This is a genomic window from Dehalogenimonas sp. THU2, assembly GCF_039749495.1.
Lineage (GTDB): Bacteria > Chloroflexota > Dehalococcoidia > Dehalococcoidales > Dehalococcoidaceae > Dehalogenimonas.
The window spans coordinates 14,453-30,103 of the sequence record NZ_JBDLLU010000002.1; the positions used below are offsets into that span (position 1 = coordinate 14,453).

Below are 15,651 nucleotides of genomic sequence, written 5' to 3' on the forward strand. Positions count from 1 at the left end.
GGATCAAAGATCCTTGGTCGCCACCAGGCGATAAGACACGGTAAAAAACCCGAGCAAAAGCAGCGGCACGACGATAAATCCGAACAGTTCGAGGTTGTGGCCCTGGATGACGGCGGCGGCCGGGAAATATTCGAACGGGGTGAAATACTTCAGGAATTCCGTACTCTCATTCAGCTTGGCGATGAACGACAGGAAATAGACGCCTACGATCATCGAGGCCATTATCGTCCCTGTCCGCTTGTGTCTTTTGGAAAGTACCGAAAAGAAGAGCCCCGCCAGCAGGAAAAGCAATTGCAGCGCCAGGACGACCAGCATGAAGCGGCCTATCCCGATCACGAAGGACTCACCGATACCGAAGCGGGCAAAAGCCGCCAGCGAGCCAGCGAAGGTGACCGCGGTCAGGATAGAGCAATTTAACACGGCCACCATCAGTTTCATGGAGATGATCCGCTTGCGGGTCACCGGCAGGGTGAAGGTGGTTTCCGCTGTTTTCTTGTTCATTTCCCTGGACAGTATCTGGGCGCCGGCCAAACCGGCATAAATCACCGACGCCAGAATCATGAACCCGGCGAGATAACTGTAATAACCCTCAGGGATGTCCAGGCGTACCGTATCTAGGGAAAAAGCCTGCCTGAGAGCTTCAGGCAGCGAGTTAAGGAATTCGTTAACCTCATCAGCCTGGCCCTGGTAGACAGCAAACTCGGTGGAGGCTAATCCCATGAGCATCAGGAAACTGACACACCAAATGATCAGCGCCTTAAGGTTAGCCTTGAATTCCCGCCTGAAAATGTTCATGAAATCGCTCCCACAATCACATGGCCGTGGCGATATCGCGCCGGTTGTAAAGCGCATACCCGGCAACGACGCTCACCAGGATAACCCCCAGGCTCACGGCCAGCCCATAGGGTTTGATGGCATCGTTCTCGATGATATAACCCAGGTCGAAGTAGTCGTAAGGTACCACGTACTTGATGGGAGTGTCCCGGATCAGGGCGTCAAAGGAATACAGGACGAACAGACCGATAGACAACCCCAGTGATACGGGCAGCGGGGAATCCATGCGTTTCATCAGCACCGAGAGCAGGAAGGCGAAGGTGTAAAACAGCAATTGGAAAATGAACAGTCCGCCCATGATCAGTAAAAAGGTACTCATGGCATATTCCTGTTCGCCTTTATATGCCTCCATGCCAAAATAGGAAACAAGTCCCATGCCCAGGTTGAAAATAAGCAGGTGGCTCACTCCGGCCAGCAGCTTGGCGGTGACTATCCTGTTGCGGGTCACCGGTTTGGAGATCAGGAAATCCGCTGTCAGGTCTCTTTCCTCGACGGAAACGGCATTGAGACCCAGATGTGAAGAGAAGATAGCGCCGGCCAGGAACAAGTAGATGCCGACGAAAGCGAAATAGCCCATGATAGTGGACAGGTCCTGGTCCAGGCCGAAGGCTTTTTTGAAAGCGTCGGGGAAGGTATCCAGCAGTTCCAGGATGGCGGTATTGCTGAACGATTCGAAGAAAGCGAAAGTGACATAGATATAGATACCCAGTGAGACTACCCAGATCAGCGTGGACGGCAGCCTTTTTCTGAACTCGTAGCTGAAAATATTCATTGTATCGGTCTCTCGCCCGTCGTGCGGCTATTCATAGTAGTGCATGAAAATTTCTTCCAGAGTCGGCTCTTCAATCTGGATGTCCTTAATCTGATGCCGGGAGACGACTTTTATGATGTCGTTGATGTTGCCGCGGAAGATAAAGGTCAACTCGTTCTCTTTTTGATGGAAATCGCTGATATCCAACTCCGGTAAATCACTCATACCCAAATTATCGGCGATTATCTTGAATTTCTTATACGCTTCCGTGTTGATTGCCGAAACCTCATCGATCCTGATGATAGAACCCTCTTTGATTATCGCCAGACGATCGCACAGCCGCTGCACTTCGGAGAGGATGTGAGAAGAGAAAAGCACCGTGGCGCCACGTTCATTCTCCTCGCGGATGATCTCGAAAAACTCACGCTGCATCAATGGGTCCAGGCCGGAGGTCGGCTCGTCGAGGATGATCAGTTTCGGCGAGTGGAGCAGACCCTGGACGATGCCCACCTTCTTCTTGTTGCCGTAAGACAGCTCGTCGATCTTGCGGCTGGTGTCGAGTTCCAGCCGCTCGGCCAGGTCGTGCATCCGCTTGCCACTGTCCTTCTTGTAAAAACTGGCGGAGTATTTCAGAAGGTCGATGACCTTCATGTTCTCGTAGTAGAACACTTCCGAGGGCAGGTAGCCGATATCGGCGCGGATGATGTGGCCTTCCCTGACGACATCCTTGCCGAAGATGCGGGCGCTGCCGCTGGTGGGGAAGATCAGACCGGCCAGCAGCCGCAGCGTGGTGGTCTTGCCGGCGCCGTTAGGGCCGATGAAGCCATAGATCTCCCCTTCCCGGACGCTCAGGGTAACATCGGTGATGCCCCGGTTCTTGCCATACATCTTGGTCAGATGATCGATTTCTATGATGCCGGGTGAGCCAGTCTCAGTTACCAAGCTGATAATCCTCCTTGGCCAGCATTATGAAAGACATTCCCCGCACTGTTTCCGGGTTAATTGTAGTATTCTTATCATTTACTACAATTATACACCCGCCGTCAATACCCCACGCCCCAAAATCCGAAATCCGAATATCTAAATCCTAAACAAATTCCAATGACCAAATACCTAAATTTCAAAACCACAACTATCAACTGGTAACTATTAACTGGTAACTGGTGCTGCCGTGTTAAAATAATCTCATGGCTGATAACTGGCACAGTCTCTCTACCGCCGACACGCTGTCCAAGCTGGGTAGCCGGTTGGCCGGCCTAACCCAGGCAGAGGCCAGGGACCGGCTGGCAAAATCCGGCCCCAACGAGTTATCTTCCAAGCCTCCCAGGTCGCCGTACCTGGTTTTCCTCTCCCAGTTCGTCAATCCGCTTATCTATGTGCTGGTAGCCGCCGCGGCGGTCTCCGTCGCCACCGGTCACTATATCGACGCCGCGGTCATCGGGGGAATCCTGCTGATCAACGCCACCATCGGCTACATCCAGGAAACCAAAGCGGAAAAAGCCATGGCGGCCCTGAAAGATATGGCCGCGCCCCGCACCCGTGTCCGCCGCGGCGGCAAACTGCGGACCATTTTGAGCCGGGAGGCAGTGCCCGGAGACATCGTTATCCTGGAAGCCGGCGACCGTGTCCCGGCCGACGCCCGCGTCATGGAACTGGCTGGTTTCGAGGTCAACGAATCCGCCCTGACCGGTGAATCGCAACCCGTCGCTAAAGTCACCGGCAAGCTGCCTTTAGACACCCTCTTGGCCGACCGCGACAACATGCTCTACCTGGGCACCGCCGCCACTCAAGGGAAGGCGGTGGCCGTGGTCACCGGTACCGGTATGGAAACCGAACTGGGGCGCATCGCCACCGGTCTGGAGTCCATCGAATCCGAGAAAACACCGCTGCAGAAAAGCATCTCCCGCATCAGCACCTACCTGGTCATGGTGCTGCTGGGTGTCGTGGCTGTAATCTTCGTTATCGGTCTCTGGCGCGGTCTTGAACTGCTGGAAATGTTCCTGCTGGCGGTAGCCGCCGCCGTTTCCGCCATACCAGAAGGCCTGCCGGCTGTGGTCACCGTGGTGTTGGCCATAGGCATGAGGATCATGGCCAGCCGCAACGTCATCATCCGGCGCCTGGTAGCCGTGGAAACCCTGGGTTCGGCCACCGTCATCTGCTCCGACAAGACCGGCACCCTGACCATGAACCAGATGACCCTCCGGCGCCTGTATTCCGACGGGCGGATGATCGAGGTTTCCGGCGAGGGCTATGTCCCGGAGGGTAAATTCAAGCTGGACGGCGATATTTTGCTATCGCCGGAGAAGGATGAGGCCATCGCCCTGGCACTGCGCATCGGCGTTCTGTCCTCCGACGCCACAGTCACCCTGGGAGAAGACTGCTGTTCGCTCTTCGGCGATCCCACCGAAGGTGCCCTCCTCATCGCCGGCGCCAAGATCGGTCTGGTCAAGGAAAAACTGGAAGCTGAGGCGCCGCGCCTGTCGGAAATCCCCTTCACCTCCGAGTTGCAATACATGGCCACCCTGCACGAGGAGGACGGCGACCGCCGCGTTTATGTCAAAGGCGCCGCTGAGAAACTGCTGGAACTGAGTTCCCATTATTGGAGCGGCGGCCACGCTGTGCCCCTTGATGATGCCGCCAAAGCGGATTATCAGGCGCGGATAGACGGCATGGCTGGCCAGGCCATGCGGGTGCTGGGACTGGCTTACGCCGAAACCGAGTCGAAAACCACCGCACTCAAACCTGGGGACATCGAAGGCCGGCTGGTCATGGCCGGCCTGGTGGGACTCTTCGACCCGCCCCGGCTGGAAGCCACCGAGGCCATCAGGCAGGCCTGCAGCGCCGGCATCCGGGTGATCATGATCACCGGCGACCACATCGCCACGGCCCAGGCGGTGGCCAAAGAAATCGGCCTCGGCGAAGGCAGGGCCGTCACCGGGCGGGAACTGGCGGAGATGGACGATGAGACGCTGGCGCGGGAGGTACGCCGCATCACCGTCTATGCCCGGATCGAACCGCTGCACAAGCTGCGCATCGTGAATGCTCTCAAACACCACGGTCACGTGGTCGCCATGACCGGCGACGGCGTCAACGACGCCCCGGCGCTCAAGTCGGCGGACATCGGCATCGCCATGGGCAAAGCCGGCACCGATGTCGCCCGCGAGGCCGCGGACATGGTGCTGACCGACGATAATTTCGCCTCGATAATCTCCGCGGTGGAGGAAGGCCGGGCCATCTTCAACCGGCTGCGCAACGTCCTCTATTATCTTCTTTCGACCAATATCGGCGAACTCCTGGCGCTGACGGTGACCATCGCCGTTCTGGGCCAGGCGCCGCTGCTGGCGGTGCAGATTCTGTGGATCAACGTTATGACAGATACCACCATCACCATTCCGCTGGGCCTGGAACCCAAGAGCGGTGACGAACTCGCCACTCCCCCCCGTTCCCCCAGGGTCGGCCTGCTGTACCCCGGCCTGCTCTTCAGGGTGGCTTACACCGCCCTCCTGATGGGCGGCATGGTCTTCGGCATCTTCTACTGGGCGCGGCAGCACATGGACCTGGACCAGGCGCGCACCCTGGCCTTCACCTCGATGGTAGCCATCGAGTGGTTCCGCGGTTTCGTCGCCCGCACCGATGAGAAAACAATCTTCAAGATCGGCCTGTTCAAAAACCGCTGGCTGCTCATGGCCGTCGGCATCGCCTTCGTACTGCAGCTGACGGTCGTCTATACCCCGTTCATGCAGGCCGCCTTCAATACGGTGCCTCTCGACCTGGCGCACTGGGGCATCGCCCTGGGCGCCGGCTTCACCCTCTTCGCCATAGAGGAACTGCGCAAGGTCTTCTTCCCCATGGCCTTCTCCCAGGGCAAGTGGCGCAAGCGCTGACTCCTGTTCGTGGTAAAATCTACTGATCGCTACCGGCGATTAGGAGAAACCGTTATGGATAGGAAGATGAAAGAACTTTTCGATCTGTCGGGAAAAGTGGCCTTCGTGACCGGCGGCGCCTTGGGCATCGGCCGGGAGATCGCTATGCGCCTGGCCGAATCCGGCGCCGCCGTCATCGTATCGGATACCGACCTTGAAAAGGCCCGGGCCGTTGTGGCGGATCTGAGGGTCGCCGGCTGTAAAGCCAAAGAACACCAGGCCGTCCCCGGAGAAATCCCGGAGGCGGAGAAAGCCATCTGGATGGCACTGGCGGTGTACGGCGGCTTGCACATCCTGGTAACCACCGCCGAGATCCGTCCCGCAGAGGACGAAGAAACGACTGAAGACGATAACCCTGTCGAGATCGGTCTGCGGGAAACTGAGCTGTTTTCCGAAGCAGCAGCCAGGGCGATGGCTGATCGGAACCATGGTGGCAAGATCGTAACTGTCGCCGGGATCGATTCTTTCCACGAGGTGGAATCTGTTTCCCAATTGACACGGAAACTGGCCGGGAAATGGGCGCCGGAGCGGATCAACGTCAACGCAGTCGTTCACGGAGCCATAGACATCCCGCCGGTGAAAGAAATAGGGGACGAAGGGGACGAAGGGGACGAAGTGCACGAGGGTCACGAGGCCGGGGAGACTGCAATGGAACCGGTGTCTGCCATGGCCCCGATAGGCCGCCGGGGAAAGCCTGGCGATGTGGCTGGTGCGGTTCTTTATTTTGCCAGCGGAGCCGCTGATTTCGTGACCGGCGTCACCCTGACCGTCGATGGCGGTTCATCGCTGGATTCGTCTTCGCCCTAGGGCGACCAGCAGGTTCTGCCTTAAAAAGAGAGCATTGTCTTTCTGAGCGTGATAAAAAATCTCGATGTATCTGATTACGAATTTTCGAGAGTATCAATCGTTCATGATTCAGAAATCGTCCCGGCCAGCTCTTTCACCAGGTAATCTACCGCCTTGTCCGCCGCCTGCTGCACCAGCGGGGACAGTTCGAAACCCCACTCGAGCTTGACCGGCTTGGTCACCAGGAATTCCACCCTGGGATTGAGGCCGACAACTTCGGCGATCTGCAAAAGGTCGAGAACGCTGAGTTCATGGAACGACATGGGGACCCGGCCGCTGGCCTTGAATTCGGCGTCCAGATTAAACCGGCCGATATCGCCCGGCTCCAGGTCGCAAACCATGACATCGACGATTATCAGCCGGTCAACGCCGGAAAGCAGTCCCAAAAGATCGAAGCCGGCGACACCGCCGGCTTCGATCCTGATGTGCTCAGGAAACCCATTTTCCTTCAGCTTCCGGACAACGTGGATGCCGAACCCTTCATCGCCCAGCGCCTCGTTGCCAACCCCCAGCACCAGGATATTGTCTGTTTCAGCGGCGCGTTCCGGCATGGATCAGGAGATCTTGTGGACTCTGACGACGTTTGAATGCGGGTCGATGATGTGCACGGCGCAGGACAAACACGGGTCGAAGGAGCGGATGATGCGCACGATATTGATCGGATTGTCGATGTCCGGCACCGGCGCGCCGATGAGTGATTGCTCGTAAGGTCCGCGCACCTGGTTCTCATCCCTCGGACCGGCGTTCCAGGTGGACGGCACCACCAGTTGGTAGTTCTTGATGCGGTGATTTTCCACTTCCACCCAATGGCCCAGGGCGCCGCGCGGGGCGTCCCAGACGCCGAAACCTGATGCGGCCCGCGGCACCGGCTTCTCATTCATGCCAACCAGCGGTCCGGCCGTCCGGAGTTCGATGAGACGGTCGATCCAGGCCAGGCCTTCATCCATGACCATCTTGGAAATGATCGCCCGGGATAAATGACGGGCCACCACGCCTTCCCGGCCGCCAGCGTTGAAGAAATCTACCAGTTGTGGAAAGCGGTTGACCAGGCCCCGGGCCAGCGGACCCACCTCCATAGGTTCAGAGGAATAACGGGGGGATTTCAGGAACGAATAGGCATTCGGTTTATTGACGTTGAACTGGGTAACTCCTTGAGAAGGATGGCGGGCTGCCGCGCTGCCGGCGGGATAGTCGTACCATGAGTTGGTCACCGACTCGGTGATCTCGCCGAAATCCACCGGGGTTATAGTGGTGTTATTGATGTTGGTCAGTGAACCTCTGGCTCCCTGTGCCATGATCACACCGCTCCGGAAGAGCGGATTGGATCCGCCGAAAGAGATATCCGCCGGGGTCGCGGAGGGGTTCTGTGGCAGCATGGGATAAGCCAGGTAATTCCCGGCGGTAGCGCCAAAGGCGCTCCTGGCCAACGGGAAGAGCGGGCCAGTACCCACGGCGATGACATCCGGCACGTAAACGTTGTTGATAAAATCCATCTGCTCCACCCACAGGTCGCGGAAGTCTAGGAGCTGTTCCCGGCTCGGCGTGCCCAGGCAACCGCCGACAGTCACCGTGTTGGGATGCGGCTGGATGCCGGTGATGTAGGCCAGCATCTTTTGAGATTTGGCTTTCATTTCAATCGCTTTAATGTAATGCGATACCAGGGTGGTAACCGTGGTCGGGTCGGAGACCGAGAAAGCGTCCGGCGTGTAGCGGGGGGTGAAGGGTGACGTATCTCCGGCGTTGACCAGACCGACGATCTTACTCTTAACCGCCAGCAGGCCGGGATCTGAGCCGTTGTAGCGGGCGATAGCCATGATGTCGAGATAGTCGAGCGCCGAAAGAATATAGAAATGAACATAATGGTCATGGGAATAATAACCGGCGCAGAAAAGGTTGCGCATCAGGCGGCCGGCTTCGGTCATCTCGATGCCAAAGGCATGTTCCATCGCCTGGGCTGAAGCGATAGCATGAACCCCTTCGCAAACGCCGCAAACGCGGCTGGTGACGTACGGCGCATCCCAGGGGTCGCGGCCTTGCAGCAATACCTCGAAACCGCGGGCCATGGTACCGGAAGACCAGGCATCGGTGACCACACCGTTTTCGACTTCAACCTCGATCTTCAGATGACCTTCGATTCTTGTTACCGGATCAACAATAACGCGCACCATATTCGGATCCCCTTTTCAACATTTTTGCGTCCGCGGCGCCGCCGCGACGTCGTCGTATCAGTTCTTACTAAACTCCGAAATCATACTCGTGGGCAAAGTGCGGACTGGTATCCTGGTAAAACTCCGGCTGCGAACAGGCAATACACGGGAAACTGGAGTTGATGCAGTAGCTGGCGCGGTTGTTCCACAGGCGTGTCTGGCAGTCCTGAAAGGCTATAGGCCCCTTGCAGCCCTTGAGGATCAGGCAATAACCCTGCTGAGCCGGGTTGTTGAAGTCGGTGACGAACCGGCGTTTCTCAAAATTGCCGCGGCGGGAGCAATTGTCATGCTGCAGCCTGCCGTAGAAAGCCAGCGGCCGCTGGAAAGCGTCCAGTTCCGGCGCGGTGCCGAAGGTGAGGTAATGAACGATAGTGGCCACCAGCCGCTCGTTGTGCAGCGGGCAGGTGGGCAGGTTAATGACTGGTTTTGGGCCGACATCATTGAAAAAGCCATGCAGCGTTTTGCCGCGATACAGGTAACCGACAGCGTCGGTCGGACCGGACCGGGGGATGCCGCCAAAGGAAGCGCAGGATCCGACGCAGATGATGACCGCGGCGTTTTTGGCCGTTTCCCGTACGATCTCGGTGAACGGCCTGCCGCCGACCATACAGAACTTGCCGTTTTCCGCCAGCGGAATACTGCCGTCGATCACCAGGACATAACCGCCCTCAGCGACGGTGGCTGCAAGCGCCTCTTCCGCCTGGTGTCCTGACGCGGCCATCACCGCCTCGTTATAACGCAGCGATATCGTATCCAGGAGGAGTGAACTGGCGGTCGGTTCCAGGTTGTTCAAGAAAGATTCCGCACATCCGGAGCATGCCTGGCCGTCCAGCCAGATGACCGCCGGTTTCTTACCCTGAGCCTGCATCTCCAGAGCCTGAATGATCTGAGGTGCGAGAGCCTGGCTCAACCCCAGGTAAGTTGCCGTTATGCCGGCAACTTTGACGAAATCCCGGCGGCTTAATTCAGGTCTTGTCAGATTCGCAATGTTCATTATTCCTCCTAAAGCGGGTACAAAATCCCGCCGTTCTGATCTTCAGGGTGCTATCAGATTTCAAAAATGGCTAGGGAGTCGCTTTAAGGTAGTTGATCAACACATTACTGAGCGCCGGATCAAGAGCCGCTCCGTAGAATGACCGGTAGTGCAATCCGGTAAAACTGCTCAGGCTTTGATGTGTGAAGGCAGTCAGATTCGCCGAAATCAAGGTGGGCCCTACCCCGCCCTGCCGCTGGATGCCGTGACAGGAAGCGCACTTGCTGTAATACACCAGCAGCGCGTCAATACCGGCTACGGTGGGCAGCGGGTTATCCGGTGCCTGGGTTGTGGTGGGAGGCGGTTGGGTAGTAGTGGCGGTGGGTTCGGGTTCCGGTGTGGTGCAGGCGCTCAATACCGGTATCGCCACCAGTAATAGAGCCAGGATAACATAGAGGGTCGCCTTAGGTTTCATCGTTCACCTCTCCCGTATGGCATTATTTCAGAGCATGCGCCGTTTTCGTAACAGGGAACACCAGTGATTTGAGCCTAGACCATTTGATTGTACACCCATTGTCAAGCGTTTTATTGGTAACCTTACTGCTAAATAGGTCCTTTCCCATAGATACACAGGGACAACTAACTCAATCACAGAATCGTGTTCAGTATCCCTTGTCTGGATTGTTACCACAATGCGTACTTTTACCTAATTTTTGCGTTTTCCACGCCTAGATCGGAAATCAGCCACCGCCTCCAAAAAATATTTTCCCACCTCCCCCATCGTCCCCAGCTTTGAATCCCCTACTTTCTACCTATTGACAACCCCTACATCTAGTGGTACCTTATACCAGCAACACAACAGGTAGTGCCTGAAGTAAATTCCAAGCTCCAAATACCAAATGCCAAACGGTTGTGATTTAATCGTATGAATTGTCCAAACTGCCAGCAAAATGATTTCAAGGTCGTGGACTCCCGAGAGGTGGAGGACGGCATCCGCCGCCGCCGGGAATGCCTGGGCTGCGGCCACCGCTTCACCACCTACGAGCGCATCCAGCCCACCGCCGCCTACGTCATCAAGAAGGACGGCCGCCGCGAGGAATGGAGCAAGGACAAGCTCCTGGCCGGTTTGCACAAGGCCTGTGAAAAGCGCCCGCTGCCGGTGGGGACCGTGGACAAGCTGGCGTATGACATAGAGGCGGAGCTTTTGGAGACCGGCCGCGCCGAGATCCCCTCCACCGCCGTCGGCGACAAGGTGATGGAGAAACTGAAGGCCATCGACAACATCGCCTACATCCGCTTCGCCTCGGTCTACCGCAAGTTCACCGATGTTACCGAGTTCAAGGAGATGGTGGATCGGCTCATCGACCGCGACGCGCCCGGCGCCCGCGCCCAACTGCCACTGCTGCTCACCGACACGGAAAAGAAAATCAAACGGAGTAAAGGCCATGACGCCGCAATCATCAGCTAAACCCATCGTGGACAAGAACCGCATCGCCCAGATCATCTTCAACGAGGCCTCCGCCATGGGCATCTCCGAACGCGCGCGCGTCGAGGAGATCACCGCCCGGGTCATCGACCGGCTGGAAAAGCCCGTCGCCCTGCCCGGCATGGAGGCCTTCATGCCCTTAGGCGCCAAGCAGCCCATCGCCGCCACCGAAAACGAGATCGAGGCCCTAGTCAAGGACATCATCGACGACACCCAAAAATCGTCGACCGTCGCTGAACCGGCCCAAACCTACGTTCGCCCTGAGCCTGTCGAAGGGTCCTCAACTTCCGTTCGCCCTGCTTGTCCCGATGAAATCGGGGAGCCTGTCGAAGGGTCCTCAACTTCCGTTCGCCCTGCTTGTCCCGATGAAATCGGGGAGCCTGTCGAAGGGTCTCCCACTCAGTCCACCCCCAAACCCGTTAAAGAGGAGAAAGCCATGCCCGCAGCCATCAAAACCAGAAAATCGAATAAAAAAGCCGCCATCCCTGAAAAGGTGGAGCTTGCCGATAACGCCCTCGCCGTGCTCAAAAAGCGCTATTTGAAGAAAGACAAGCAGGGCAACCCCGTCGAGACGCCGGAGGACATGCTCCGCCGCGTCGCCCGCACCGTCGCCGCCGCGGAACTCATCTACGACACCAACTGCGACGTGCGTGAACTGGAGAACGAGTTCTACGGCCTGATGGCCCGCCTTGAATTCCTGCCCAACTCCCCCACGCTGATGAACGCCGGCCGTGAGCTGGGCCAGCTTTCCGCCTGCTTCGTGCTGCCCATCGAGGACTCCATCGAGAGCATCTTCGACGCCGTGAAGCACACCGCCATGATCCACAAGTCCGGCGGCGGCACCGGCTTCTCCTTCTCCCGGCTGCGCCCGGAGTCGGACCGCGTCGGCACCACCGGCGGCGTCGCCTCCGGCCCCATCTCCTTCATGCGCGCCTTCGACGTGGCCACCGATGTCATCAAGCAGGGCGGCACCCGCCGCGGCGCCAACATGGCCATCCTGTCCATCGACCACCCGGACATCGAGCGCTTCATCACCGCCAAGCAGCAGGCCGGCGTGCTGACCAACTTCAACCTTTCGGTAGCCATCACTGACAAGTTCATGGAAGCCGTCCGCTCCGGCGCCGATTACGATCTGGTCAACCCCCACAACGGCGAGGTTTTCGCCAGCCGGAAGGCGCGGGATATCTTCGACAAGATCGTGAACCTGGCCTGGAAGACGGGGGATCCCGGCATCGTCTTCATCGACCGCATCAACGCGGAGAATCCCACCCCCCACCTCGGCCGCATCGAGTCCACTAACCCCTGCGGCGAGCAGCCCCTCCTGCCCTACGAGTCCTGCAACCTGGGCTCCATCAACCTGTCCCGCATGGTCAAGGGCAATGGCAAGAAGTCTGTCGATTTCGACAAGCTGGGCTATACCATCCGCACCGCCGTCCGCTTCCTGGACGACGTCATCGATGTCAACAAGTTCCCCCTCCCCCAGATCGCCGAGCGCACCCGCCAGACGCGCAAGATCGGCCTCGGGGTGATGGGCTTCGCCGATCTCCTGATCGACCTCGGCATCCCCTATGACTCACCGGAAGCCCTGGCCACCGCGGAAGCGGTCATGGGATTCGTCCAGTCAGAATCGCACAAGGCTTCCGAGGAACTGGCTGCCATTCGCGGCGTCTTCCCCGCCTACGACGGCTCCATTTACGATGGAAAAGTCAGGATGCGCAACGCCTCCTGCACCACCATCGCCCCCACCGGCACCCTGTCCATCATCGCCGGCTGCTCATCGGGCATCGAGCCGCACTTCGCCTTGTGCTTCACCCGCAACATCATGGACAACACCAGGATGATTGAGGTCAACCCCTACTTCGAGCGCGCCGCCAAAACGGACGGTTTCTACTCGGAGGACCTGATGAAGAAGCTGGCCGAGGGCTCCCACCTGGAGAGCATGGTGGAAGTCCCGGACGACATTAAAAAACTCTTCGTCACCGCCCACAACATCACCCCAGAAGGCCACGTCAAGATGCAGGCGGTCTTCCAGAAATACACCGATAACGCCGTCAGTAAGACGGTCAACTTCCCCGCCGACGCCACCGTGCCGGACGTGGAAGGCGTCTATCTCATGGCCTACAAAGACGGCCTGAAAGGCATCACCATCTACCGCGACGGCTGCAAGGCCGACCAGCCCATGTCCACCGGCTCCCCAAAATCCGATTCCTCTTCCGTTCGCCCTGAGCCTGTCGAAGGGTCAAAGATACCCGCAGCCCCCCAGCCCGCCAAACCCCGCAAGCGCTCCAAGGTGACCACCGGCTTCACGGAGAAGGTCAACACCGGCTGCGGCACCCTTTACATCACCGTCAACTCGGATGACACCGGCGTATGTGAGGTCTTCTCCCACCTGGGCAAAACCGGCGGATGCGCCGCCGCCCAGCTTGAGAGCACCTGCCGCCTGGCCTCCTTAGCCCTCAGGAGCGGCATAGAACCCGCTTCCGTCGCCAAGCAGCTGAAAGGCATCCGCTGCCCCTCCATCGCCTGGGACGGCGGCAAGAGCGTCCTTTCCTGCGCCGACGCCATCGCCACCGTACTGGAGAACTTCCTGACCGCCCGCGAATCACTCGCCACTCGCGACTCGCAACTCGTGACTCCGCCCGGCGGCAACGGCCACGGGGAAAAGAAGGCCGTCAAAGACCTGGGCTTGGTCAAGAACATCGCTGGTCAGTGCGTGGAATGCGGTAGCATCCTGGTCTACCAGGAGGGGTGCTTCATTTGCCCGGGGTGTGGGTTTACGAAGTGCTAGATTAGATGTAGACTACGCGGAGACAACAGGAAAGAATAAACTTGGCGAGGATCAGGTATGCTTATTGTTGTGCCCCTAGCCATCGCGGTCTTTTTCCTGGCGTGGAAACTCCGTCCACCTGCGGGCGCGCCCAGGGAACGTTCGATAGCGACTCTGGCGATACTAATCCCCAACCTTATTATTGCCATCGCCGCTATCATTGCTCAGCTGGTGCACAATGCCAGTATCGGCGAGGGCGTTTCAGACACCGCCAACAACCTGATAATCCTGGAATTTTGGTTGTGCGTTGCAGCGCTCATTGCCCTGATTGTTGTTATGCTTCAGCGCAAGGGTGAAATAGTTAAAGGGCTGGGATTGGGCTTTTGCATCGCTTTTCTTACGCTAATCGTGAATTTCGGTGTGTTGGAAGGTTTGGCTGGTGTGTAACAGGGACGGTGGATCCTTGGAGTGCGGGAGCAAACTGGTCCAACCATATATATTGTCCGGACATGAGAGCGAATTGGAATCTCTCTTCAAAACAATAGGAGAGAATCGGGAGTAATTCACTTTCACTTTTATATAACAATATCCCTGGGTGCCACGATAAATAGGCCCGCCTGAGTTGATCAGGCGGGCCTATATAAGCCATTCTACCCACTCAGTGCTTCTTAACTGTGTGGTTTTTCCAGTTTCACTGTAATCGTATTGTTAGATGTTCGAATCGCGATCTCAACGGTATAACCGACAAGATTGCCTTTCAACGTTGTGGTGGTACCGTAAGAATCCGTCACCGCGTTTTCAGTGAAGCCGGTGGCGCCGGACATCAGGTTACGGTAATGATTCAGGGCATCCGTGGCAGTGCCGTTGTTTTTGTAGCGTCGTTGATACTCGATATTCGTTGACCAGCAATGAAACAGATCGGACATTGGAGCACTTTGCTGAAAAGCCGGGAAACTGGCAGTGGGAAAATCGGTAAACAAGGGGTTGCTTTCGTATTTGATCGTATTGTTGCCCACCATCACACTAACCACCTGCTCACCGGTATAAAAAGATGACTCGACATTAGCGTGAACTTCCCATTTACCTATGGTTCCCTGTACATCGCTGAAGGCGTTTATCTGATGCGCTTCGACCAGGTCGTGATAATGTTTGATAACTTCAGCTTCCGTACCTTTTGCGCCATACTGGACTCCGTAATAGAACGTGACATCGGGATAAACGAAATCAGCCGGATAATAAACTTCCATCCAGAAATTATTCTGCCTGTCTTGGACATTGAATAACGGCCATACGGTAGCGGGGTATTCTTTAAGCTCACACATGAAATTGCTTGTAACGACAGGTGGAGTGGTAGTGGGGGCAGGTGGTGTCGTGGCTGGCGTTGTCGTGACTGGCGGTGTTGTGGCGGGTGGTGTTGTGGCGGGAGGGACATTGCCGGTGTTCGTATTCCCTTCGGCCGCCGGACCGCAACTCGAAGCCATCAGGAGGATTGCCGTTAGAACCAGAATAATCACTGATCGGGGAGTTTTTTTGATCAAAATCTACCTTCCTGTGTAGTATTTGGTGACCCAGGATGTCTGTCAAAAACGGATTATCAGCCATACGAAATGATTTGTCAAAGCTAAAGGCCAATTTCCATTCACGGGATCTTATTGAAACCGCTTTAACTTCTGTTTAATACCGCCCCGCCCCACCCAGCTTCTCAACCCAAATCCCCTCCAGCATCTTCAAGTCCTCGATGAACTGCTCCTGGCTCTGGCTTTCCTTTTTCTCCAGCGTATCCAGCACCTCGAAGGTGAAGACCTCCCCCTCCAATATCAACAACCCTGACTCTTGAGATACTTGTCCTCTATAACTGAGGAAT

Annotated in this window: 14 protein-coding genes; 5 read left to right on the forward strand and 9 right to left on the reverse strand. The window is 57.1% G+C overall.

Going from position 1 to position 15,651, the window contains the following annotated elements; all coding sequences use genetic code 11:
- Positions 1–3: 3 nt before the first annotated feature.
- Genes ABFB09_RS01130 through ABFB09_RS01140 form a run of 3 tightly spaced genes read right to left on the reverse strand, consistent with a single transcriptional unit; the run spans position 4 to position 2,473 of the window.
- Positions 4–795 carry an ABC transporter permease subunit gene (locus ABFB09_RS01130; protein ID WP_346999274.1) on the reverse strand — a complete coding sequence of 264 codons (792 nt, stop codon included), beginning with the start codon at positions 793–795 and terminating at the stop codon, positions 4–6.
- A 16-nt stretch (positions 796–811) separates the two neighbouring features.
- Positions 812–1,606: an ABC transporter permease subunit gene (locus ABFB09_RS01135; RefSeq protein WP_346999276.1), complete on the reverse strand. Its 795-nt coding sequence runs from the start codon at positions 1,604–1,606 to the stop codon at positions 812–814.
- 27 nt (positions 1,607–1,633) lie between these two features.
- Complete coding sequence (locus tag ABFB09_RS01140; RefSeq protein ID WP_346999465.1) at positions 1,634–2,473, reverse strand: ABC transporter ATP-binding protein; 840 nt, start codon at positions 2,471–2,473, stop codon at positions 1,634–1,636.
- 299 nt (positions 2,474–2,772) lie between these two features.
- Here ABFB09_RS01140 and ABFB09_RS01145 point away from each other — a divergent pair, with 299 nt between their 5' ends.
- Positions 2,773–5,469: an HAD-IC family P-type ATPase gene (locus ABFB09_RS01145; protein ID WP_346999277.1), complete on the forward strand. Its 2,697-nt coding sequence runs from the start codon at positions 2,773–2,775 to the stop codon at positions 5,467–5,469.
- A gap of 54 nt (positions 5,470–5,523) precedes the next feature.
- Positions 5,524–6,315 (forward strand): SDR family oxidoreductase, encoded by a 792-nt coding sequence (locus ABFB09_RS01150; protein ID WP_346999278.1) that lies wholly within the window; start codon positions 5,524–5,526, stop codon positions 6,313–6,315.
- Positions 6,316–6,416: 101 nt separating this feature from the next.
- Here the strand turns inward: ABFB09_RS01150 and ABFB09_RS01155 are convergent, their stop codons facing one another.
- From ABFB09_RS01155 to ABFB09_RS01170, 4 genes are all read right to left on the reverse strand, one after another.
- Positions 6,417–6,905, reverse strand: coding sequence for a hydrogenase maturation protease (locus tag ABFB09_RS01155; RefSeq protein ID WP_346999279.1), 489 nt, complete (start codon positions 6,903–6,905; stop codon positions 6,417–6,419).
- 3 nt (positions 6,906–6,908) lie between these two features.
- Positions 6,909–8,522: a nickel-dependent hydrogenase large subunit gene (locus tag ABFB09_RS01160; protein WP_346999280.1), complete on the reverse strand. Its 1,614-nt coding sequence runs from the start codon at positions 8,520–8,522 to the stop codon at positions 6,909–6,911.
- 67 nt (positions 8,523–8,589) lie between these two features.
- Complete coding sequence (locus ABFB09_RS01165; RefSeq protein ID WP_346999281.1) at positions 8,590–9,555, reverse strand: hydrogenase small subunit; 966 nt, start codon at positions 9,553–9,555, stop codon at positions 8,590–8,592.
- Positions 9,556–9,625: 70 nt separating this feature from the next.
- A complete protein-coding gene (locus ABFB09_RS01170; protein WP_346999282.1) occupies positions 9,626–10,009 on the reverse strand; it encodes a cytochrome c in 384 nt (127 codons plus the stop codon).
- Positions 10,010–10,459: 450 nt separating this feature from the next.
- Between ABFB09_RS01170 and nrdR the strand changes: the two genes are divergently transcribed.
- From nrdR to ABFB09_RS01185, 3 genes are all read left to right on the forward strand, one after another.
- On the forward strand, positions 10,460–11,002 hold the full coding sequence (gene nrdR / locus ABFB09_RS01175) for a transcriptional regulator NrdR (protein ID WP_346999284.1): 543 nt from the start codon (positions 10,460–10,462) through the stop codon (positions 11,000–11,002).
- 454 nt (positions 11,003–11,456) lie between these two features.
- Positions 11,457–13,808, forward strand: a complete 2,352-nt coding sequence (locus ABFB09_RS01180) for a vitamin B12-dependent ribonucleotide reductase (RefSeq protein WP_346999466.1) — start codon at positions 11,457–11,459, stop codon at positions 13,806–13,808.
- A gap of 57 nt (positions 13,809–13,865) precedes the next feature.
- Positions 13,866–14,234 (forward strand): hypothetical protein, encoded by a 369-nt coding sequence (locus ABFB09_RS01185; RefSeq protein ID WP_346999285.1) that lies wholly within the window; start codon positions 13,866–13,868, stop codon positions 14,232–14,234.
- Positions 14,235–14,455: 221 nt separating this feature from the next.
- On the opposite strand, the gene ABFB09_RS01190 is transcribed toward ABFB09_RS01185, so the two are convergent.
- Together ABFB09_RS01190 and ABFB09_RS01195 are read right to left on the reverse strand one after the other, a co-directional pair.
- A complete protein-coding gene (locus tag ABFB09_RS01190; RefSeq protein WP_346999286.1) occupies positions 14,456–15,325 on the reverse strand; it encodes a hypothetical protein in 870 nt (289 codons plus the stop codon).
- 136 nt (positions 15,326–15,461) lie between these two features.
- Positions 15,462–15,611, reverse strand: a complete 150-nt coding sequence (locus ABFB09_RS01195; RefSeq protein WP_346999288.1) for a hypothetical protein — start codon at positions 15,609–15,611, stop codon at positions 15,462–15,464.
- Positions 15,612–15,651 lie beyond the last annotated feature (40 nt).

What these genes read in the sequence shown, in the direction of transcription:
- ABFB09_RS01155 (WP_346999279.1), bottom strand. Translation starts at nt 6,905, where the DNA reads ATGCCGGAACGCGCCGCTGAAACAGACAATATCCTGGTGCTGGGGGTT.
- ABFB09_RS01130 (WP_346999274.1), bottom strand. Translation starts at nt 795, where the DNA reads ATGAACATTTTCAGGCGGGAATTCAAGGCTAACCTTAAGGCGCTGATC.
- ABFB09_RS01165 (WP_346999281.1), bottom strand. Translation starts at nt 9,555, where the DNA reads ATGAACATTGCGAATCTGACAAGACCTGAATTAAGCCGCCGGGATTTC.
- ABFB09_RS01170 (WP_346999282.1), bottom strand. Translation starts at nt 10,009, where the DNA reads ATGAAACCTAAGGCGACCCTCTATGTTATCCTGGCTCTATTACTGGTG.
- ABFB09_RS01140 (WP_346999465.1), bottom strand. Translation starts at nt 2,473, where the DNA reads ATGTATGGCAAGAACCGGGGCATCACCGATGTTACCCTGAGCGTCCGG.
- ABFB09_RS01145 (WP_346999277.1), top strand. Translation starts at nt 2,773, where the DNA reads ATGGCTGATAACTGGCACAGTCTCTCTACCGCCGACACGCTGTCCAAG.
- ABFB09_RS01160 (WP_346999280.1), bottom strand. Translation starts at nt 8,522, where the DNA reads ATGGTGCGCGTTATTGTTGATCCGGTAACAAGAATCGAAGGTCATCTG.
- ABFB09_RS01135 (WP_346999276.1), bottom strand. Translation starts at nt 1,606, where the DNA reads ATGAATATTTTCAGCTACGAGTTCAGAAAAAGGCTGCCGTCCACGCTG.
- ABFB09_RS01180 (WP_346999466.1), top strand. Translation starts at nt 11,457, where the DNA reads ATGCCCGCAGCCATCAAAACCAGAAAATCGAATAAAAAAGCCGCCATC.
- ABFB09_RS01185 (WP_346999285.1), top strand. Translation starts at nt 13,866, where the DNA reads ATGCTTATTGTTGTGCCCCTAGCCATCGCGGTCTTTTTCCTGGCGTGG.
- nrdR (WP_346999284.1), top strand. Translation starts at nt 10,460, where the DNA reads ATGAATTGTCCAAACTGCCAGCAAAATGATTTCAAGGTCGTGGACTCC.
- ABFB09_RS01150 (WP_346999278.1), top strand. Translation starts at nt 5,524, where the DNA reads ATGGATAGGAAGATGAAAGAACTTTTCGATCTGTCGGGAAAAGTGGCC.